15 protein-coding genes are annotated in these 22,660 nt (G+C 46.1%); 14 read left to right on the plus strand and 1 reads right to left on the minus strand.

What is annotated here, in order from left to right:
* Nucleotides 1-38: 38 nt before the first annotated feature.
* The 7 genes from BLU97_RS08105 to lpxA all read left to right on the plus strand — a co-directional run bounded on the left by BLU97_RS08105 (nucleotide 39) and on the right by lpxA (nucleotide 10,358).
* Nucleotides 39-1,940, plus strand: coding sequence for an alpha-N-acetylglucosaminidase (locus tag BLU97_RS08105; RefSeq protein WP_410543913.1), 1,902 nt, complete (start codon nucleotides 39-41; stop codon nucleotides 1,938-1,940).
* Complete coding sequence (locus BLU97_RS08110; RefSeq protein ID WP_074761048.1) at nucleotides 1,930-3,003, plus strand: acyltransferase family protein; 1,074 nt, start codon at nucleotides 1,930-1,932, stop codon at nucleotides 3,001-3,003. The genes BLU97_RS08105 and BLU97_RS08110 overlap by 11 nt, the downstream gene beginning before the upstream one ends.
* Before the next feature lie 48 nt (nucleotides 3,004-3,051).
* Nucleotides 3,052-3,516 carry an outer membrane protein gene (locus tag BLU97_RS08115; protein WP_074761049.1) on the plus strand — a complete coding sequence of 155 codons (465 nt, stop codon included), beginning with the start codon at nucleotides 3,052-3,054 and terminating at the stop codon, nucleotides 3,514-3,516.
* A 173-nt stretch (nucleotides 3,517-3,689) separates the two neighbouring features.
* A complete protein-coding gene (locus tag BLU97_RS08120; RefSeq protein WP_074761050.1) occupies nucleotides 3,690-4,868 on the plus strand; it encodes an efflux RND transporter periplasmic adaptor subunit in 1,179 nt (392 codons plus the stop codon).
* 35 nt (nucleotides 4,869-4,903) lie between these two features.
* Nucleotides 4,904-8,164, plus strand: a complete 3,261-nt coding sequence (locus BLU97_RS08125) for an efflux RND transporter permease subunit (RefSeq protein WP_074761051.1) — start codon at nucleotides 4,904-4,906, stop codon at nucleotides 8,162-8,164.
* Between the two features lies 1 nt (nucleotide 8,165).
* On the plus strand, nucleotides 8,166-9,545 hold the full coding sequence (locus BLU97_RS08130; protein ID WP_074761469.1) for an efflux transporter outer membrane subunit: 1,380 nt from the start codon (nucleotides 8,166-8,168) through the stop codon (nucleotides 9,543-9,545).
* A gap of 33 nt (nucleotides 9,546-9,578) precedes the next feature.
* Nucleotides 9,579-10,358, plus strand: coding sequence for an acyl-ACP--UDP-N-acetylglucosamine O-acyltransferase (lpxA, locus tag BLU97_RS08135; protein ID WP_074761052.1), 780 nt, complete (start codon nucleotides 9,579-9,581; stop codon nucleotides 10,356-10,358).
* 162 nt (nucleotides 10,359-10,520) lie between these two features.
* Here the strand turns inward: lpxA and BLU97_RS08140 are convergent, their stop codons facing one another.
* Entirely contained in the window at nucleotides 10,521-11,390 is an 870-nt protein-coding gene (locus BLU97_RS08140; protein ID WP_028908375.1) for an AraC family transcriptional regulator, read from the minus strand.
* 167 nt (nucleotides 11,391-11,557) lie between these two features.
* Between BLU97_RS08140 and BLU97_RS08145 the strand changes: the two genes are divergently transcribed.
* The 7 genes from BLU97_RS08145 to BLU97_RS08175 all read left to right on the plus strand — a co-directional run bounded on the left by BLU97_RS08145 (nucleotide 11,558) and on the right by BLU97_RS08175 (nucleotide 22,658).
* On the plus strand, nucleotides 11,558-13,135 hold the full coding sequence (locus BLU97_RS08145; RefSeq protein WP_074761053.1) for a sodium:solute symporter: 1,578 nt from the start codon (nucleotides 11,558-11,560) through the stop codon (nucleotides 13,133-13,135).
* Nucleotides 13,136-13,162: 27 nt separating this feature from the next.
* Entirely contained in the window at nucleotides 13,163-14,194 is a 1,032-nt protein-coding gene (locus tag BLU97_RS08150) for a glycosidase (protein ID WP_074761054.1), read from the plus strand.
* Between the two features lie 170 nt (nucleotides 14,195-14,364).
* Nucleotides 14,365-17,469 carry a SusC/RagA family TonB-linked outer membrane protein gene (locus BLU97_RS08155; protein WP_081352967.1) on the plus strand — a complete coding sequence of 1,035 codons (3,105 nt, stop codon included), beginning with the start codon at nucleotides 14,365-14,367 and terminating at the stop codon, nucleotides 17,467-17,469.
* A 16-nt stretch (nucleotides 17,470-17,485) separates the two neighbouring features.
* On the plus strand, nucleotides 17,486-18,988 hold the full coding sequence (locus BLU97_RS08160; protein ID WP_074761055.1) for a RagB/SusD family nutrient uptake outer membrane protein: 1,503 nt from the start codon (nucleotides 17,486-17,488) through the stop codon (nucleotides 18,986-18,988).
* Nucleotides 18,989-19,009: 21 nt separating this feature from the next.
* The gene (locus BLU97_RS08165; protein ID WP_074761056.1) at nucleotides 19,010-19,969 is read left to right on the plus strand and encodes a hypothetical protein; all 960 of its coding nucleotides are present in this window, start codon (nucleotides 19,010-19,012) and stop codon (nucleotides 19,967-19,969) included.
* A 10-nt stretch (nucleotides 19,970-19,979) separates the two neighbouring features.
* On the plus strand, nucleotides 19,980-21,461 hold the full coding sequence (locus BLU97_RS08170; protein ID WP_074761057.1) for a hypothetical protein: 1,482 nt from the start codon (nucleotides 19,980-19,982) through the stop codon (nucleotides 21,459-21,461).
* 3 nt (nucleotides 21,462-21,464) lie between these two features.
* Entirely contained in the window at nucleotides 21,465-22,658 is a 1,194-nt protein-coding gene (locus BLU97_RS08175; protein ID WP_074761058.1) for a glycoside hydrolase family 26 protein, read from the plus strand.
* Nucleotides 22,659-22,660 lie beyond the last annotated feature (2 nt).

Here is a 22,660-nt window from a genome sequence, read left to right on the forward strand (position 1 = left end):
TGCGTTACGATTTCAACTACTGCACCTTCAGCTATTCGATGGCTTTCTGGGATTGGAAACGCTGGGAAAAGGAGATCGACTGGATGGCACTTCACGGCATCAACATGCCATTGGCTATTGTTGGCGAGGAGTGCGTATGGCGTAATATGCTGTTGAAGTTAGGCTACACCGAGAAAGAGGTGGGCGAGTTTATCGCCGGTCCTGCCTTCTTGGCTTGGTGGGAGATGAACAACCTCGAAGGGTGGGGTGGACCACTGCCCACATCGTGGTATGCCCGTCAGGAAAAGCTGCAGAAGCAGATTCTGGCTCGCATGAAGCAGTTGGGCATGCACCCCGTACTGCCAGGCTATTGCGGTATGGTGCCCCACGACGCTAAGGAGAAGTTAGGCTTGAACGTGGCCGACGCAGGTCTGTGGAATGGTTTCCAGCGTCCTGCTAACCTGTTGCCTACCGATGCGCGATTCTCCGAAATTGCCACCTTATATTATAATGAGCTCACCAAGCTGTTTGGTAAGGCCGATTACTATTCGATGGATCCTTTCCACGAGAGTAACGATGATCCAAATATCGATTATGCTAAAGCCGGTCAGGCCATGATGCAGGCCATGAAACGTGTGAATCCTAAGGCTGTATGGGTGATTCAGGGTTGGACCGAGAATCCTCGCGAGGCCATGGTGGACGATATGAAGACTGGCGACCTGCTGGTGCTCGATCTCTTCTCGGAGTGTCGCCCCATGTTCGGTATCCCCAGCATCTGGAAGCGTGAGCAGGGTTACAAGCAGCACCAGTGGCTGTTCTGTCTGCTTGAGAACTTCGGTGCCAACGTCGGTCTGCACGGACGTATGGACCAGTTGCTTAGCAATTTTTATTCTTCGAAGAAAAATTGCAAGGGCATCGGCTTCACCATGGAGGGTTCAGAGAACAATCCTGTGATGTTCGAGCTGATGAGCGAGCTGCCTTGGCGCCCCGAGAAGTTTACCAAGGAGCAGTGGGTTAAGAATTATGTGAAGGCACGCTATGGCGTAGAGGATGAGGCTATCGAGAAGGCTTGGCTTACTCTGGCCAAGAGCATCTACAACTGTCCTGCAGGCAACAACCAGCAGGGGCCTCACGAGAGTATCTTCTGCGGTCGCCCCACACTCAATAACTTCCAGGCATCAAGCTGGTCGAAGATGAAGAACTACTACGACCCAGCGATGACTAAGAAGGCAGCGAAGCTGATGAATAGCGTGGTCGAGAAGTATTGTGGTAATGACCGCTCGGCTATGCCGCTCTCAGGAAGAGAGAATTTTGAATACGATCTGGTGGATATCACCCGTCAGGCTCTGGCCGATCAGGCACGCTTGCAGTACCAGAAGACCATTGCCGATTACAAGGCTTTCAGTCGTAAGCAGTTCGATCGCGATGCCGAGCGCTTCTTACAGATGCTGCTCCTGCAGGACAAACTGTTGGGCACCCGCACCGAATTCCGTGTGGGTCACTGGACGCAGGCTGCCCTGAATGCCGGCACGACTGCCGAGGAGAAAAAGCTATACGAATGGAATGCGCGTGTACAGATCACGACGTGGGGTAACCGCTACTGTGCCGATACGGGTGGTTTGCGCGACTACGCCCACAAGGAGTGGCAGGGATTGTTGAAGGACTTCTACTATGTACGTTGGAAGTCGTACTTCGATGCCCTGGCAGCCCAGATGAAGGCCCAGACTGCTCCACAGCCCGAGTTGTTAGGTGGTGGTCTGAATGCTACTAAGACAGCTGCCGAGCTGTTTGCTATGGCACTGCCTCAGGAGGTAAAGCTCGACTACTACGCTATGGAAGAGCCCTGGACGCTGGACCAGACACCCTACTCAGTTGCCCCCGAAGGCTCACCCGTAGATGTAGCCAAGGAGGTGATAGATTTTATGTTCAATGGTCAATGTTCAATGGTAAATGGAAAGTAAGCGATTATTAAGTCTCGACATTCTGCGCGGTATCACCGTGGCAGGCATGATATTGGTGAACAATGGCTGGGGCGAGAGCTTCGAGATGCTGCGCCACTCAAAGTGGAACGGCATGACGCCCTGCGACCTGGTGTTCCCCTTCTTCCTGTTTATCATGGGTATCTCGTGCTATCTCTCGCTGGTAAAGTCGGAGTTCAAGCCAACCCCACAGGTCATCCGTCGCATTGTTAAGCGTACGGTGCTGCTGTTTGCTATCGGCTTGTTTATCAACTGGTTCGACCATGCCATCGAGGGCGACCTACTGTGCTTCGGTCATCTGCGCATCTGGGCGGTGATGCAGCGTATAGCTTTGTGCTATGGTATCGTGTCGCTGTTTGCGCTGTTCTGTAATCACAAGTACACCCTGTCTGTGATTGGTGGTTTGTTGGCCATCTATACCGCCATCCTGATTCTGGGTAACGGCTATGCCGAGGATGCTAACGTGAATGTGCTGGCACAGGTGGATTTGAATTTGTTTGGTTACGATCATATCTATCATAAAAGTCCGGTTGACCCTGAGGGGTTGATGGGTACCATCTCATCGGTAGCCCATGTACTGTTGGGCTTCTATTGTGGCATGCTGATTCGCAAGCGTGAAACGGTTGAGCAGAAGGTGATAGCCCTATTTGTGGTAGGTGCAGTATGTGTGATTGGCGGCTACCTGCTCAGCTATGGGCTGCCTCTTAACAAGCGCATCTGGAGTCCCAGCTATGTGCTGATGACTTGCGGTTTGGCTTCGCTGCTGCAGGCCCTGCTGATGTATGTGATCGACATACAGAAGAAGAGCGGTTGGACCACCTTCTTCCATGTGTTCGGTGTGAATGCGCTGGCCCTGTACGTGTCGAGCGAGCTGTTGGCTATTCTGTTGAAAAATATCGAAGTGTCCGAAATGGTGTATAATGGCATCAATACAGTGATTGCGCCACTCAAGTGGGCATCGTTCGCATACGCTGTTTACTTTGTACTCCTGAATTTCGCCATCGGCTACGTGCTGTATAGAAAGAAGATCTATATCAAACTTTGATATATGTGTATTTTGTATTATTAATTTAATTCTTAAAAGACAAAAGTTATGAAAAAGATTGTAATGGGAATCTGTGCTTTGATGCTTAGTGTGGCATCGTATGCACAAGTTGGTAAGACCACTATCAGCGGTCATTTCAATTACTTGCTCGACTCGCCTAACAACTGTGGTATCGGTGCCAACATCGGCTACGAGTTTGCTGAGAATGTTCGTGGTGTCGCTCAGTTCGATTACTACTTCAACAAGGATCACCAGAGTATGTGGAACCCCAACATCAATGTAGAATACCTGTTCCATATCTCTAACAGCAAGTTCACAGTATATCCTCTGGCTGGTTTGAACGTGATGGGTTGGAGCTACGATGAGGGTAGCGATTCTAAGCTTGGACTCAACATCGGTTGCGGTATGGAGTACCCTCTCAATGCCAATCTTTCGTTCAAGTGCGAGTACTGCTACAAAACTCAGTACGATGGTCATAGCACACTGAATGTTGGTTTGGTATTCCCATTCTAAATGTTAAAAAATGCGTTGCTCTATAGACTATAGGCAATAAACGTTAAAAGTTTATTCAGAAGAATATATCGTAAGATATAATTTTCGTATCTTTGCAACCCGAAAACCGCGCGTAATGCGCAAAGTTTTCGGGTTGAATTGTGTTTGGATTAAATTAGATACAAATAGGTAGTATGAAAAAAAGAATGTTTTTGTTAATGACCGCAGCATCGCTGATTTTGTCATCATGCGGTGGTGGCGGTGGTCGCCCCCAGTTTGGCGACAACGAGTATCCTGTAACAACTGTAGGTACTCAGAGTTCTGAAACTCAGACCACTTATCCTGCAACTATCAAGGGTGTACAGGATGTCCAGATTAGTCCTAAGGTAGCTGGATTCATTACTCAGATTAATGTGAAGGAAGGTCAGACAGTTAGCGCCGGACAGGTGCTGTTTGTGATTGATAACGTAACTTACCAGGCCCAGGTGCGCCAGTCGCAGGCCAGCGTTAATACCGCTAAGGCTTCGCTCAATACGGCTAAGTTGAGCTATGAGAATGCTCAGAAGTTGCATGAGAATGGTGTGATTGGTGACTTTGAGTTACAGCAGGCCACCAACCAGTACGAGCAGGCTAAGGCCACAGTAGCTCAGGCCGAGGCTTTGTTGGCATCGAATAAGGAGATGCTGAGCTTCTGTTATGTAAAGAGCCCTGCTGCTGGTGTAGTAGGTACCCTGCCATATAAGGTAGGTGCACTGGTTAGCACAGGTAACGTGCTCACTACCGTGTCAAACAACTCTGCCATGGAGGTTTACTTCTCGGTAACAGAGAAGGATGCCCTCGAGATGAGCAAGGGCGAGGGTGGTCAGAACGCAGCCGTATCAAAGTTCCCACCAGTTAAGCTTAAGTTGGCCGACGGTTCTATGTACGATCTGGATGGTACAGTAACCAAGATGAGTGGTGTAATCGACGCTGCTACCGGTTCAGTACAGATGATTGCCCTGTTCCAGAACCCACAGCGCGTGCTTAAGAGTGGTGGCTCAGGTGCTATCGTGATTCCTCACAGCAATTCGTCGGCCATCATCATCCCACAGTCGGCTGTATCCGAGGTTCAGAACAAGAAGTTTGTTTACCTGCTGGGTGCCGACAACAAGGTGAAATATAGCGAGATTCAGGTTGCTCCACAGAACGATGGTATGAACTACATGGTGACAGCAGGACTGAAGGCTGGCGACAAGTATGTGACCAACGGTATCACCAAACTGTCCGACGGTATGGAGATTGTGCCCATTACTCCAGAGCGCTACCAGCAGAAGATCGACGAGCAGGCTAAGGCTATGACTGCCGGCGACATCGTTGGTGCCATGAAGAAATAAATTGTAAATGGTAAATTGTCAAATTGTAAATTAGTATGACTTTTACGAATTTTATTAAACGCCCGGTACTGTCAACGGTAATCTCTATCCTTATCGTGCTGCTGGGTTTTATCGGACTGGTCTCGCTTCCTATCGAGCAGTATCCGAATATTGCACCACCTAACATTGTGGTGCAGGCCAGTTATCCTGGTGCCGATGCCGAGACGGTGAAGAATGCCGTGGTTACACCTCTTGAGGAGAGTATCAACGGTGTTGAGGGTATGGACTACATCACCTCTACTGCCTCGCCTGGTTCGGCTATGATTCAGGTCATGTTCCGTCAGGGTATCAATCCTGATATGTGTGCGGTTAACGTACAGAACCGTGTGAGCCAGGCCCAGGCCCTGCTGCCATCCGAGGTTGTTCAGATTGGTGTGCGTGTCATCAAGCGTCAGTCGTCACAGGTACTGATGTATTCACTGACATCCGACGGACGTTACGACGATGAGTTCCTGACCAACTATAACGCCATCAACATCGTGCCTGCGCTGAAGCGTATCGAGGGTGTGGGTGATGCTTCTGGATTCAGCTCGAAGACCTACGCTATGCGTATATGGCTGAAGCCTGATGTAATGAAGCAGCACAGCTTGATTCCATCGGATATCACAGCTGCACTGGCCGAGCAGAACATCGAGGCTGCTCCTGGTAAGTTTGGTGAGCAGGCTCCCAATGTGGCTTACGAGTATTCTATGCGATATACCGGTAGATTCCGTACTGCCGAGGAGTTTGGCAACATTATTATTAAGAGTGATGCTAACGGACAGACACTGAAGCTGAAGGATCTGGCTAAGATCGAGCTGGGTGGTGAAGGCTACTCGGTATCGATGAAGAACAATGGTGTACCTTCGGTAATGACCATGGTACAGCAGGTGGCTGGTTCGAATGCTAACGAGATTGCCAAGCAGGTAAAGGCCGAGCTCGAATCGCAGCAGAAGCTGATGCCCCCAGGTATGGAGGTTAAGATCAACTACGATGTAACCGAGTTCCTTTATGCGTCAATCGAGGAGGTAGTATTCACCCTCTTCATGACATTGGCATTGGTATTCTTCGTGGTATATATCTTCCTGCAGGATATGCGTTCTACGCTCATCCCATTGATTGCCGTGCCAGTATCACTGGTAGGTACATTCTTCTTCCTGAATGTGATGGGCTTCTCTATCAACCTGCTGGTATTGTCGGCCTTGCTGTTGGCCATCGCCATTGTGGTGGATGATGCCATCGTGGTGGTCGAGGCTGTGCATGCTAAGCTCGATCAGGGTTATAAGAGTTCGCTGACTGCCTCTATCGATGCCATGAATGAAATCTCGGGCGCTATCATCTCTATTACACTGGTAATGGCAGCTGTGTTCGTGCCTGTATCGTTCATCGGCGGTACTTCGGGTACTTTCTATCGCGAGTTCGGTGTAACCATGGCTATCAGCATTATTATTTCGGCTGTTAACGCCCTGACGCTGTCGCCTGCCCTGTGTGCTGTGTTCCTGAAGCCTCACGATAAGGATGGTCACGAAGTGAAGATGTCGCGCGTGGATCGTTTCCACCAGTCGTTCAACGTGGCTTTCGAGACCACTACCAATAAGTATCGTGGTATCCTTGAGAAGCTGGTGCGCAAGCCATTGGCTATCATCGGTACCGTGGTTGTTGGTATCGCCATCCTGGGCGTTACCTTGGTTACCACAAAGACCGGTCTGGTGCCCGACGAGGATACCGGTACATTGTTCTGTACCATCTCTATGCCTCCTGCCACGTCAGAGGCTCGCACCAAGCAGGTAGTTCAGCAGGTAGATTCTATCCTGTCGCAGATTCCTGCTATCAAGAACCGTGAGATGGTTCAGGGTTATAACTTTATCGCAGGTGCTGGTTCCGACCAGGGTACATTCATCCTGAAGCTGAAGCCATTCGGTGAGCGTCAGAAGGGATTCTGGTGGAAGCTCGCTGGCTTATGGGAGGGTGATGGTATCTATCGATTCTTCATCAACCCTTACGATGCAACCGGTGTGATTGCCCAGATATTTATCAAGACAGCCCATATCAAGGATGCACAGATTCTGGCTTTCTCGCCCCCAATGATTCCTGGTTTCTCTGCTAACTCGGGTATCTCGCTGGTTATGCAGGACCGTACTGGTGGCGATCTGAACCGATTCTTCGGCGTGGTTAAGGAGTTCCTGGCCGAGCTCAACAAGCGTCCTGAGTTCCAGACAGCTCAGACATCTTACAATCCTAACTACCCACAGTACATGGTACACGTGGATGTAGCTAAGTGTAAGCAGAGTGGTATCTCGCCAACAGCCGTGCTCAGCACCCTGCAGGGATACTTTGGCGGACTGTATGGTTCTAACTTCAACTCGTTCGGTAAGCTCTATAAGGTAATGATCCAAGGCTCGCCCGAGACACGTATGACGCCTGAGTCGCTTAATAGTATATATGTACGCACACCTTCGGGCATGTCGCCTGTTAAGGAGTTCTGTAACTTGGAGCGTGTATATGGCCCATTGAACATCAACCGCTTCAACCTGTTCACCTCTATCAACGTGACAGGTACTGTGGCTGATGGCTATTCTACCGGTGAGGCGCTGAAGGCTATCGACGAGGTGGCTGCTACAATGCTGCCCAGTGGTTATACCTACGACTATTCAGGTCTGACCCGTGAGGAGGCCAAGGCCTCGGATACCACAGGTATCATCTTCCTGCTGTGCTTCATCTTCATCTACCTCATCCTGTCGGCACAGTACGAGTCGTACATCCTGCCACTGTCGGTAGTACTCTCTGTTCCATTCGGATTGGCAGGCTGTTTCCTGTTCACCAATATCTTTGGTCATGCCAACGATATCTACATGCAGATCTCACTCATCATGCTGATCGGTCTGTTGGCTAAGAACGCCATTCTGATTGTACAGTTCGCACTCGAGCGCCGTCAAACAGGTATGGCCATCTCTTGGTCGGCTGTACTTGGTGCTGCTGCCCGTCTGCGTCCTATCCTCATGACCTCACTGGCCATGGTTATCGGTCTGCTGCCAATGATGTTTGCCAGCGGTGTTGGTAAGAATGGTAACCAGACGCTGGGTGCTGCTGCCGTAGGTGGTATGCTCATTGGTACTATCCTGCAGCTGTTCGTGGTGCCCACACTGTTCGTTATCTTCCAGACGCTACAGGAGAAGATTAGTCCGATTAAGTTCGAGGACGAGGAGAATCCTGAGGTTGCAGCCGAGCTGGCTCAGTATGCACATAAAAAATCAGAAGATTATGAATTGGAGAAGTAATATGAAGAAACTCATGATATGCATGTCTGCAGCATTGCTGCTGTCAAGCTGCGGACTCTATAATAAATACGAGCGCCCCGAGGTGGATACCAAGGGATTGATTCGCGACACTCAGTCGCTTACCGATACCCTGGCTGTACAGGACACCACCACCTTTGGTAATATGCCTTGGCGCTCGGTGTTTACCGATCCACAGTTGCAGGCACTCATCCAGCAAGGTCTCGATAACAATCCCGACCTGCTGAATGCCGCCCTCAACGTGCAGATGGTTAACGAGGCACTCAAGGTGGCCAAGCTGGCCTTCCTGCCCTCAGTAGCAGTAAGTCCACAGGGTTCACTCACCTCGTTCGATGGTGCTGCAGCTACCAAGTCGTACTCGCTGCCCATCTCAGCCAGTTGGAATGTCGATTTGTTCGGCAATCTGCTCAGTGCCAAGCGCTCGGCTCAGATGCAGCTCATCGCTACTAAGGATTATCAGACGGTTGTGAAGACCAACGTCATCTCTACCATCGCCAACCTGTATTACACCCTGCTCATGATCGATCGCCAGATGGAGATTGTTACCGATATGGAGCAGCTCACCAAGGAGACTTGGGAGAAGATGCAGTTTATGCACGAGAACCGCGCAGGCTATCGCTCTACAGCCGTTCAGAGTGCCGAGGCTGCCTACTATCAGGTACAGAGTCAGCGTGTAGATCTGGAGCGTCAGATGCGTGAGACCGAGAATTCGCTCTCGCTGTTGCTGGGTCAGCCTGGTCAGGCCATCGCCCGTGGCAAGTTCGCTGGTCAGTCGCTGCCTACCGACCTCTCGACAGGTGTAGGTATCCAGATGCTGGCTAACCGTGCCGATGTGCACCAGTACGAGATGTCGCTTGCTCAGTGCTTCTACGATGTGGAGACGGCCCGTAGCCGTTTCTATCCCAGCATTAGCATCACTGGTACAGCAGCCTTTACCAACAATAGTGGTTCAATCAATCCAGGTAAGTGGTTGCTCTCGGCTGTTGGTTCACTCACTCAGCCCATCTTCCAGCACGGACAGATTGTGGCTGGCCTGAAGGTGGCCAAGATGCAGTACGAGCAGGCTTACAACAAGTGGCAGAACGCTATCTACAAGGCTGGTAACGAGGTGTCGAATGCCCTCGTAGCCTACAACTCTTACAGTCAGAAGGCCGAGCTCGATGGCAAGCGTGTAGAGGTGCTCAAGAAGAATGTCGAGGACACCAAACGTTTGATGGAGTCGTCGTCAAACACCACCTATCTCGAGGTGATTACCGCTCAGAGCAATCTGCTGAATGCCGAGATTAGCGAGGTTACCGACCAGCTCTCAAAAATGCAGGCTGTAGTAAGCCTCTATCAGGCCCTCGGTGGCGGAGCCAATTAATAGTGAATAACGATTAACGAATAGTGAATAGTTATGGCAAGTGAAATAAGTCCAAAAGCCGAGATTAGCCCAAAGGCCAAGATTGGCGACAACTGTAAGATATTCCCCTTTGTGTATATCGAGGACGATGTGGTGATTGGTGACAACTGTATCATCTTCCCCTTCGTAAGCATCTGCGACGGCTCGCGCATCGGTAATAACAACAAAATCCATCAGGGCTCGGTGATTGCCGCCCTGCCACAGGATTTTAACTTCCGTGGTGCCAAGTCGTATGTCGAGATTGGCAATAACAATGTCATCCGCGAGAACGTGGTTATCAACCGTGGTACCCAGAAGGATGGCGTTACCAAGATTGGTAATCACAACTTCCTGCTCGAGGGTACCCATATCAGCCACGATACCGTGGTGGGCGATAACTGCGTGTTTGGCTATGGTACTAAGATAGCAGGCGACTGCGAGATTGGTAACGGTGTTATCTTCTCGTCGGGTGCCATCCAGAATGCCAACACCCGTGCTGGCGACCTCTCGCTCATTCAGGCTGGTTGCACCTTCTCTCACGATGTGCCTCCTTACGTAATTGCCGGTGGTTCGCCCATGGTATATGGCGGTCCTAACACTACTGTGATGAACTACGCCGAGATCGACCCAAAGGTTCAGAAGCATATTGCCAATGCCTACCGTTTGTTGTTCCATGGTAAGACGAGTGTGTTCGATGTGATTAATCAGATTAAGGAACAGGTGCCCGACGGCCCTGAAATTCGCAACATCGTCACATTCCTCGAGAATACCAAACGCGGTATCATGTGTAAATAAACAATCCAAATAAATTGAGGGTGTGTCAGCGTTCTGACACACCCTCTTTTTAACTAACCAATTATCAATTACGTACCAAAAATGAATCTGGCGGCAAAGGTATACATATTGTGCTTAATATCATTGCTAAATCGTGTTGAATCATTTTAAAAAATTGAAAGGCTAATATTTTATGAGCATTTGGTTCATCATGATCCGGTATTCATTAGGAGTAATTCCCTTTCGTTTTTTAAACATTCGGATGAAGTTCGATAGATTGTTGAAGCCGCTTGAATAGCATATCTCGGCTACATTATTACTGGTTTCGGCTAGTAACTTACAAGCAATGGCTATTCTTTGGTTGTTAAGGTAGTCAATAAAAGTACCTCCTGTTTTCTTTTTGAAGAAATGACTGAAAGCAGATTCCGACATGCCAACCAATGATGCAACTTCGGATAGTGATATCGCATCGTAGTGTTTCTTCTCCATATAATCGCATACTTTGGCAATTCGTCGGCTCTTCGAGGTTGTCAATACAGCTGATGCATTGTATTGATTGCTAGTGAGTACGGAATAGTCAGCACAGGCTAGATCATAGAGAATCGAGAAAAACTCAAGTACCGATTGAAAGCCTTTTGTTTGTGTCAGATGAATGATTTTGTCTCTTATTGCTTCTGTTGACTTCTTGGAAAAATACAATCCATGTTGAGCATCGGATAGTAATTGTTTGATTGGTGCAAATAGACGTTTTTTCATAATAGGAAAGTCATTGAGCCCTTCAGTAAATTGTATTGTAATAACATGGTTACCCTCTACTACCTCACCCCTCCAGGCGTGGAGAACATTAGGACCAGTCATTACCAGATCTAATTCATCAAACTGACGCACCGAATCGCCAACTACTCGCTCCCCGTGCGTGTTCATTACTAAATTAATCTCATATTCAGAATGGTAATGTACAGGATAGTCAAACTTTGCATTGGGGTGATTTAGTACCACAAATAAGTCTTCATCTGCGATTGGGATAATCTCTTTTTGAAAGTCTTTGAGCATAGAGTAATAGTTTTTTGATTTTCTGCTGCAAAAATATGAATTATTTGTGAACAAACAATGAATAGTTCAAAAAAGTATAATCATTGAGCGGAATTTGATATCAAGAATTGCAAATTAATAGATAATTTTGCACCCAGAAACATCAAATAAATATAGTTTGCCATAATATGGAGCATTTTACTATCAGTTGGGTTGATATCACTATCGTTATCGCTTATATGTCGGTGATTGTGTGGTGGGGACTGAAAAACGGAAAGAGCAGTGATTCTCAATCCTATTTTCTAGGTGGTCGCGGTATGTCTTGGTGGATGGTAGGTTTGTCGCTATTTGCTGCAAGCATATCAAGTACAACATTGATTGGTCAGTCGGGCGATTCATATGCTACAGGTCTGGCAGTGTTCAATTATAACCTTTCAGGCGTATTGGTGATGGTCTTCTTCGCCATATTCTTGCTGCCATTGTATCTCAAATCGCATATTTTTACCATACCAGAGTTTCTTGAAAAACGTTTTGATAGTCGCTCTCGTTATTATTTTTCTGGTATTTGTATCATAGGTAACATATTTCTTGATGCCGCAGGTGCACTTTATGCTGCTGCTTTGATTATTAAACTGGTTTATCCCGAGGCCGACATGCAGACTCTTGTCATTGTCTTTGCCTTGATATGTGCCTCGTATACCATTCCTGGCGGTTTGTCTTCGGCAATTAATGCCGAACTGATTCAGGCTATTATTCTGATTTTAGGTTCAATTGTACTAACTGTCATCTGTTTTGAAAGGGGAGGGGATTATTTCCTGAATTTGTATGAAAACCATGATATAATGGCCAAGTTGATTCGTCCTGTTGATGACATTTCTACGCCATGGCCTGGTCTCATTGTTGGTATGCCTATTCTTGGATTGTATTTCTGGGCTAACAACCAAACGCTGGTACAACGTGTGTTGAGTTCAAAGAGCATTGATCAAGGGCGTAAAGGCGTGCTTCTGGCAGGTTTCTTTACTATGATAACGCTATTTATTATAGCTATTCCTGGCTTGATAGCTCGAGATTTATTCCCTGGTTTGGAATCACCTGATATGGTTTATCCTAATATGGTTTTAAAGTTGGCACCAGCAGGTCTTCTTGGCGTGATGCTTGCTGCGTTACTATCTGCTCTTACATCAACATTGAGTGCCATCTTTAATTCTGCATCAACGTTGTTTACGATGGACTTTTACGCTAAATTTGTTCCCCATGCATCATCTAAGCAGTTGGTTGTGGTAGGCAAGATTGTTTCGTGCGTTATCATGGTGATTGCTGCTATTTGGGCTCCGCAGATAGGTAAATTCGGGTCGTTGCTGAAGTACTATCAGGAAATGCTTTCGTATATTGCACCGCCTATAGTGGCAACATTCCTGCTTGGTGTTTTTTGTAAACGCATTAATGGCTCAGGTGCTTTTATCGGCTTGCTTTTTGGTTTGGGAATGGCTGTCGTGATGCTGTTCTATAAAACTGAGATATTCGGGCATCTTCACTTCCTTTTGATTGTTCCTTTCTTATTTGTAGCCAGTGCTGTTGTTACGTATGTTGCTAGTCTGTGCTTTGCCAAGCCATATACAAGTAAGTTGCAGGATACCACGTTCTCAATGCATGATTTCAGATTTGAGTTAGCTACAGCTTATACTAAACCTTGGTATGATAATTATTTCAATGCAGCTTTGATTCTGGTGGTGTGTTGTTTTGTTGTATTGTATGTTTTTGCATAAATGACATATTAATAAAGTAATATAAAAATGAAACTGATTAAATCAAGTGAGAATCCCATACTAACTCCCAATCCTGTTAATGAGTGGGAGTCTCTGATTACCTGTAATCCCGGTGTTATCTACGATAAAGGTATATTCTATATGCTGTATCGTGCGGCAGGAAACGATAAAGAACATGTTATCCGTTTTGGGTTAGCTACAAGTAAGGACGGTGTTCATTTTGAACGTTCATCTAAAGAGTTTGCGTTTGGACCAAGTATTGATGGATATGATAGTGGTTGCATTGAAGATCCTCGCATCGTGAAGTTCGACGATGATTTTTATATCACCTATGCTTATCGCCCTTATGCACCAGGCCAATATTGGACGTTTGCGCACGATGTTGTATTATTGCCCGAGTGTGGTGATCATGCTCCGTTGGCCATTAAACAGAATCTGGGAAATACAGCGTTGGCTGTTACTAAGGATTTCGTGAATTTTAAGCGTTTAGGCCGCTTGACCTCACCTGTTCTCGACGATCGTGATGTTATCTTGTTCCCAGAGCAGGTGGGTGGTAAGTATGTGATGTTGCATCGCCCTAAACAGTATGTTGGCGATGAGTATGGCGTAAAGTATCCGTCGGTTTGGATAAAGTTCTCTGACGACTTGCTTGATTGGGAATCCAAAGAAAGCCACCTGCTGATGACTGGTATCGAGGGTACTTGGGAAGAGAAAATCGGAGGCAGCGCACCGCCTATCCGTACTGAGGCTGGATGGTTAATGCTTTACCATGGTGTTGAACATGGTGGATGTGGCTTTTACCGAGTGGGGGCTGTTCTGCTTGATATTGATAATCCACTGAAGATAATTGCCCGTACACCTCAGCCTATTCTTGAACCTGAGTTAGACTACGAACTCAATGGTATGTATCATGGCTGTGTTTTTCCCACGGGAAATGTGGTTGTTGACGACAAGTTATATGTTTATTATGGTGCTGCTGATATGAATATCGGTTTGGCCACATGCCCCTTAAACGACCTGATTAACTATTTAAAATCTGATACCTGTAAGTTTGTCTGACCTAAAGAAATGTTAAATCGTTAGGTGTTCAAAATAGTATAGCCTTAGAACATTTATTATAATCAATAATTGCAAAGATATCTCTACCTTTGCAGCGTGAAAGTTTGCTGATTCAAATCCCGGGTGAAGAAGCACTTGAGCATATAAACAACATCTATAATGAATTAAAAATGAAAAGGATTAAGAACCTGAATTTTATGGCAGTTGTGTCGAAATTGGTACTGACTGTCTGTCTCATTTATTGCTCGAATGCAATCTATGCACAGTCGCCTGAGACCATCGATGTGTCTGGGCGTGTGAAGGATACCTCTGGTGCTCCACTGATAGGTGTCACCATACAATGTGAAGGAAAATCTACTGGTACTATTAGCGATTTGGATGGCTTTTATAAAATAAATAAGGTACGTAAAGGTTCCATTCTGCGTTTCTCGTATGTAGGAATGGCTGATAAAACGGTAGTTGTTGGTAGTGATAAGACCATCGATGTAATGATGGAGGATGATAGCCAGGTGTTAGATCAAGTGGTTGTTATCGGTTACGGTAGTGTGAAGAAAAGTGATCTGACAGGTTCTGTAGCAACAGTAAAGATGGATAAGTTGCAGGAAATACCTGCCAATTCTGTTGAGAGTTTGCTGCAGGGACGTGCTGCAGGTTTACAGGTGGTTAATTCGTCACAAGATCCAGGTGCATCATCCACGGTTCGTATCCGTGGTGGTAGTTCGTTAAATGGCTCTAATGCTCCTCTTGTGGTTGTTGATGGGTTTCCTTTAGGCGATGCTGGCGATCTGAAACAGATAAACCCTGCCGATATCGTTAATATCGAAGTGCTTAAAGATGCATCGGCCAGTGCTATATATGGATCGCGTGGTGCTAATGGTGTTATTATGGTTACCACTAAGCGTGCTAAAACAGGAACTACCAATATCACCGTACGTCAGCAGCTCACCATGTCGGAGTTTAGTGGAAAACTCGATGTTTGGCGCGACCCGGTGTTGATGGCTACTCTTAACAATGAATCGCGTATTAATGGCAATCTGGAACCCATGTATGTGGGTAAAATAAACTCTGCAGGCATCTATTATCCTAGTATCAATGAATTGATGACAACGTGGACTACGCGTACTGACTGGTCTGATCTGGTCTTCCGCGACCATCCTATCTCTAATAATACCACGGCTACCATTTCAAGTTCTAACGATAGAACCATGTTCAATCTTAGTGCAAATTACTTTACCGACCAGGGCATGTACATTAAGGACTCATATAAAAAAGGTGGCTACAATCTGAGTGTCGACCATAACGTGTTCGATAACTTCAAAATCCGTTTTTCTAATATTTTGAGTGCAGGTTGGCGTAACACAAATAATGGCTTGGCATTCTGGCGAAATCCTATTTATCCTGTGTATAATGAGGATGGATCGTATTACCTGCTGAATGCCAGCGACTATAGTCATCCTATTGCCATTTCTGACAATCAGGTAAACAAGTCGCAGACCATCGATGTGATTTCCTCATTGGCCTTTGAATGGCAGCCTCTTCCAGAACTTAAAATTACCGAACAGTTGAATTACAAATTCGGAAAGTCTACTAGCGATGCTTATTATCCTAAGACCTACACCGAAGCAGGAACTATGAATAATGGTCAGGCAGTGATGTCTAATTGGGAAGGAACCAATCTGGTATCCGAGACTTTTGCCAACTTCCAGAAAGACTTTGGTCGCCATGCTCTTGGCGTCATGGCAGGTTTCTCATGGGAGTATTACCATAGCCGTAGTTCAAGTCTTACAGCTCGTGATTTTGTAAACGAGGCATTAAGATATGAAAATATGGGAGCTGGTAGCCCTGAGAAGAATGTTGTGTCTAACGGTCTGTCTACCAATACGTTATTATCGGGAATGTTTCGTGCAAACTATACCTATGCCGATCGTTATCTGCTTACTTTGACAGCACGTGCCGATGGCTCTTCAAAATTTGGTGATAATAATAAATGGGCATTCTTCCCCTCTGGTGCCATCAGCTGGAAAGCCCAGGAAGAGGAGTTTATCAAGAACCTTCATTTGTTTGATGAACTGAAGTTCCGTCTTAGTTATGGTGTTTCTGGTAATCAGGGTATCAGCCCTTATCAAACACTGAGCCGATATGGTACCGATATGTATTACAACGATGGTACATGGGTAACCACGATAGGTCCTGGTTATGTATCAGGTTGGACTGGTCCTGGTTATATTTATCGCGTATGGAGTGGTATTCCTAATCCAAGCCTGAAGTGGGAGACAACATCTCAGACCGACTTTGGTATTGATATGGCTTTCTTTAACCGTCGTCTTCGTGTCTCTCTTGATGTCTACGATAAGCAAACGCGTGATTTGCTCCGTCAGCGAAACCTGCCGCTGTCTTCAAGCTACGATAAGATGTGGGTTAATGATGGAAAAATACAGAATCGCGGTTTCGAAGTCACTGTCGAGGGTAATATCATCAGTACACATGATATGAGCTTGTCAGGTACTCTTATCTATTCCATGAATCGTAATAAGGTAAAAAGTCTGGGAAATACTCTGGAGTCGGGCTTGATTACCGACGAACTCACAGGTATGCTCTTTGAGTATTCGGGCAACAGTCTGGAACAGTATCGCGATTATACCAATATCTTGGCCATTGGTCAGCCTGTATATGCATTCTATGGCTATAAGGTTGATGGCATAGTACAGACATTGAATGAGGGTATTGACGCTGGTCTTGCCGGCGAGTATGCACAGCCAGGTGAGTTTAAGTATGTTGACTTGAATGGTGACGGACAGATTTCCGAAGCTGATAAATGTGTGATTGGCGATCCTAATCCGGATTTTACGGCCAGCTTGGCACTTAATTTCACTTACAAGCATCTGGATGCAAGCATCTTCTTAAATGGTGTGTTCGGACAGGACGTCCTGAATACCCAGAAGTTTGGCACTTCAAGCAATTCTCCATTGCGTTGGACGCCCGACAATCCCACCAATGATTATCCTCGTTTGCGTGAAGGCCGTCAGACTAAGATATCTGATTGGTGGTTAGAAGATGGTTCGTTTGTACGTATTCAGAATGCCAGTGTGGGTTATACGTTCAATATGCCTCAGCGCAGTTTCCTAGAAAAGGCACGCCTTTACCTGAATGTGCAGAATCTTTATACATTCACTGGATTCAAAGGATACGATCCAGAAGTAGGACTTAATGGTGTGTATAGCGGTGGATTCCCACGCCTTCGTAAGTGGACCGTTGGTCTTGATTTAACATTCTAACAACAACAATGTAATTATGAAAACAAAAAATCTTATCACAATGCTTGCCGGCACATTAGTGTTGGGGGCTTGCAGTCTGAAAGAGGAACCTTATGGTTTCTACTCTGAAGACAATTTTTATAAAACTGCTGCTGATGCCGAGGCCTCGTTGACGTATGCCTATGGTACGCTGAATTATCTGGAGTATTCGCGCTCAGTGTTCTTCCTAGGTGATATGCCTACTGAGGAATTGACAACAAAATCAGATGCGGCAGCCGACAATCAGGATCTGAATAACTGGAAGGTGGCCAATTTTAAGACAAATGGTACACTCGAAAACTTCTTTAAATATGCATTTATCGGTGTGAACAGAGCCAATGCTGTTATCCAGAATGTTGAGAATGCATCTTTCGACGAGAATGCTCGTAAGCAAATCTTAGGCGAGGCCTATTTCCTGCGTGCATGGAACTATTTTAACCTGGTTAGGAATTTTGGCTTGGTGCCCATGCATACAACAATGGTTGACGAACTTGATGAAACTTCATCGCCCTTTGCATCTAACCTGGATGAGCTTTATGATCTTATTCTTGGTGATTGCCGTAAGGCATCTGATATCCTGCCAGTTTACGATACACCTAAAACCGGGCGTACCGACCGTGTGGCAGCGCAATCGTTGGCAGCAAAGGCCTATCTCTATGTTGCTTCAGCCAAAGAGCATAATGTGATGCTGTATCGTGATATGCACCGTGATATCAAAGAGATGTATGATAGTGCTGCCTACTATGCTGGTCAGGTCATCAATAGCCAGTCAACCTATGGTTTCGAGGGTAACTTGTTGGACATCTATGATGTAGAGAAAAGTCACGGTAAAGAGCATATCTTTATGATGGCCATGGACCGATCGGGTACAACAGAGGGGCAATACTCTAAGATATCTAAGATGTTCATACCATATATCGACGGTGCGGCTATCTATCTGAAGCAGGGCGATACCGATACGTATATACCTTCGCACGACGGATGGGGTGAATACCGCACTACGCCAGAGTTCTATAATAGTTTCGATGCTAGCGATAAGCGTAAGACCGATTTGATTGTGAGCAAGGTTTATCGAGCAGATGGCAGTTTGAATGTGGAGTACCCAGGCGCATTGCCTTATCCCTTCTGTCGTAAGTACATCGATCCTAATTACGATGGTGATAAAACCAGCACACGCCCTTTCCTGATTCGTTTCTCTGATGTGGCGCTGATATATGCAGAGGCTGCTGGTCCTACTGATAAATCATATGAATTAGTTAACTATATTCGTCATCGTGCCGGACTTGGCGATATGGCTCGCAATCTAAATCAGGATGAGTTCCGACAGGCCGTTATACAGGAACGTAAGTTTGAAATGGCTTACGAGGGCGATTATATGTACGATCTGCGCCGTACTAACCGAATCCAGAGTGTTGCCGAGGCTGCTGGTCTTTCCGAAGATCAGGTAACTTTCTATCCGATTCCTCAGGCCGAAATTAATTTAAATGGTAGTTTAAGATAATAAAACATAAAAAAAAACGTTATGAAATATATAAGGAAATATGTTTTCCTGCTTGTTGGTGTGCTGTTGTTACAGTCGTGCGTAAAAGATATGCAGGATGATATTAATAACGGTGGTTGGAACCATGAGCGTTCCGTTATAGAAATTGAGTTCGAAAATCAGATAGGTGTAGCAATGATTGAGAATACCGATGCCACAACTGGAAATATTGATCTGGCCATCAATGTTGGTGCCCAGTCCAATATGTCGAGTGTTAAACTAACCGCTATCCAAGTGTCGTATCAGGCCCAGAGTTCGGTAAAAGTAGGCGATGCTTTGGATTTCAGCAATGGCAAGGCTTCGTTTACCGTTACCTCTACACTGGGCGAAACAAGAACGTATACTATCAACGTGTCGGAGTTTACAGAGACTCTGACAGGCACTTATCAGGTAAATGCCCTCACCATATTCGGTGGTACTGGCCCGGAGTATGGTGGTGGAGCCATCATGCAGCTGGCCGATAAGCCATGGTGCTGGTCGGATACCTATGGTCCGGAGGTAGAGTGCGATAATACGCTCACGTTTACAATGACAGGTGTAACCCCAGATGGTTCAACCACAGGCACATGCATTAACCATGCTGGAGCCGATGGTAAGTATGCCGATTTTATCTTCAATGGTAGTATGAACAAGGAAGAGTCGGGGGTGGATATCGATTTAAAGAAGTTTTATCGACAGATTCCTGAGGGCGAGAGTACCTGGATCAGAAACTATTCGGATGGAACCGTGTCGTTTATTGATAAGGACGGTAAGACAACTATCGGTAAGTTTGTGGATGCAGGAACTGTAGATGTGGGCTATGATAAGAGCTTCACGGTCAGCAATCAGGCATTCCAGTTCTCTCTGAATGGTACTGATGATTGGACGAATATTTATAGCGACTATGATAAGTTCGCCAAGAAGCCAAGAATACTTTGGGTAAGTGTAACTAAGGTAAACTAAGATTGTTTTTATGGATGTAAGAATGCTTTTAGCTGGTTTAGCTGTTCCTTTCTTTACTGCATCGTGCTCAATGCACGATGTGGTAGAGATTAAGGTGGCCGATGAAGTAATAAACGCCGATTACGTTGGTAATGGTGTAGAATGGGATCCGTACGACGAGGCTGAGTTGTGGGGCACTGAAGTATCCGACGACGACTGGCAGACGCTATATAAGCGACTCGACTTTATGCAACCGCAGTATGTGCGCTGCATGATCAATAGCCCGTTCCGTTATTACACCCCTCAAACGGGAACGTACGATAAATCCCGTCATCTAAAATCCATCTCGCGCCTGCTGAAGTATTGCACCCAGAAACAAATCACGGTTATCTTTGGCGAATACAATCCTCCTACATGGGAGATGAAGGCTGATCAGAAATGGATCGACATGTCGGTTGATTATCTCAACTATCTCGTCTGCGATCAAGGCTTTACCTGCATCAAACATTTTGTGATATTCAACGAGCCTGATGGCGACTGGGCCTCGACTAATGGCGATTATCGCTTATGGCTTGATATGCTGCATCGGTTCCATCAGAAGATGTCTGAGTATCCCGGATTGCTCGACAAGGTATCGCTGGCAGGTCCCGATGTAGTGGCGCATTACAAAAATCCTCATTCTGAATTCGATGCTTACGGATGGGTGACTAATACGGCAGCCATGGCCGACTCTATAGTTGGTATTTATGATATTCATGCTTATCCTGGACAGTATGAGGTTAGGAGCGGAAGGTACGGAGAGACGTTGGCTGCATTCAGAAGTAAGGTTCCTGCAGGAAAGAAAATCGTGCTTGGCGAGGCGGGCTTCAAATACCAGCAGACCGAAGACTCTCTGCTATTAGCCGAGTACAAGCGCCGTGTAGAGAATCATCCTTTTACCAAGGGTTCTGATTGTAACATGCTTTGTTACGACTACTTTTATGGACTCGACATGCCTATGTTGGCCATGGAGGTCATGAACCATGGCTTCTCAGGGCTAGCTATCTGGATGCTCGATGATGCCATGCATAGCAATGGTGATACGGGAAGGCCTGAGGACATAAAGATCTGGGGACTATGGAATATCTTAGGTAACGAGGTGTTCAATAAACCTGATGAGGAGGCCATGCGCCCATTGTATTACACTTGGTCATTAATGTGTAAGTATTTCCCCAAAGGCACTAACATCCTCAAGACAAGTAGAGTTGCCAATGAAGGCGTGTTCTGCGTAGCTGGCGAGTATCAAGGGCATAATACCATTGCCATCGTTAATGTAGGCGATGCTGATAAGACCATCCAACTGTTGTTACCTACAGTCATTAACAATGCTGATAAGTATTTGTATGAAGAAACCCATCAGTTAAAGGGAACTAATGGTTTCCCCATTCCTGTAGAGCAAAATCTAACGTTGAACAGCGGCCAACGCATAACGGTAAAGGCGCAGTCGTTTGTTCTATACACAAACATCAAATAACACATGACTTCAATATATAGAAAAATAAAATGGGCAGTTTGTCTTATTTCCGTACTGCCCATTGTATCTTGTACAGCAGCTGGCGATGAGACAGAGAAAGAGCATGAGCAGCCTTCTTCAGGAAGTGTTACTCTTTCTGTTTCCGATAGTCAGGCCACTGCAGAAACAAAGGCGCTGTATGCTAACTTATGGGAGGTTCAGCAAAAAGGTTTTATGTTCGGTCATCACGATGATCTTTTTTATGGCAGATATTGGTATAATAAGTCTGGAAACTCTGATACCAAAGATGTCTGTGGCGATTATCCAGCTGTGTTTAGCTGCGATTTCGCAGAAATAATGGATGACCGTTATGAGACAGCTAAAGAGGCAAACGACATCAGGAAACGCTGCATTCTGGAAGCACGCCGTCGTGGTGAAGTGATTACTGCCTGCTGCCATCTGAATAATCCTTTGACAGGAGGCGACTCGTGGGATAACTCAAGCCATATGGTAGCAGCAGAGATCCTTACTGATGGCAGTGCCACGCAACTTAAGTTCAAGTCGTGGCTTGACAGATTGGTTACGTTTGCGCTGAGTTTGAAAGATGATAACGGACGTTTTATTCCTATTATCTTCCGTCCCTTTCATGAGCATACACAAACCTGGTCGTGGTGGGGTAAGTCGTGTACTACCGAGGCGGAGTTTATCAGTTTATGGCGATTTACTGTAGATTATCTGCAACATGCAGGTGTTCATCATTTTATCTATGCTGTTTCGCCACAGATGGACAGTCGCAAGACGATGGATGATTTCCTGTTTCGCTGGCCTGGCGACGATTATGTTGATTTTATAGGCATGGACTGTTATCATGGCTTGAATCCAGAGGTGTTCTCACACAATCTCAAGACTCTCTCTGATTTGTCGGCCAATAAACACAAGCCTTGTGGCGTAACCGAAACCGGTGTGGAATCATTTACTGATAAGAATTATTGGACCAAGCAGATATTGACACCAGCCGCAGGACGCAAGGTTAGTATGATTGTGATGTGGCGAAACAAGTTTGTCAATGGCAACGAAGCCGATAAACATTATTATTCAGTTTATGGTGGACATCCTTCGGCCTCCGATTTTGTAAAGTTCTACAATAGTGAGCTGACCCTGTTCAGCAAGGATCTGAATGATATGTATAGTTTACCAACCCATATAACTGTAAATTAGCA

This window comes from Xylanibacter ruminicola, assembly GCF_900107775.1.
Classification (GTDB): Bacteria; Bacteroidota; Bacteroidia; order Bacteroidales; family Bacteroidaceae; genus Prevotella; species Prevotella ruminicola_C.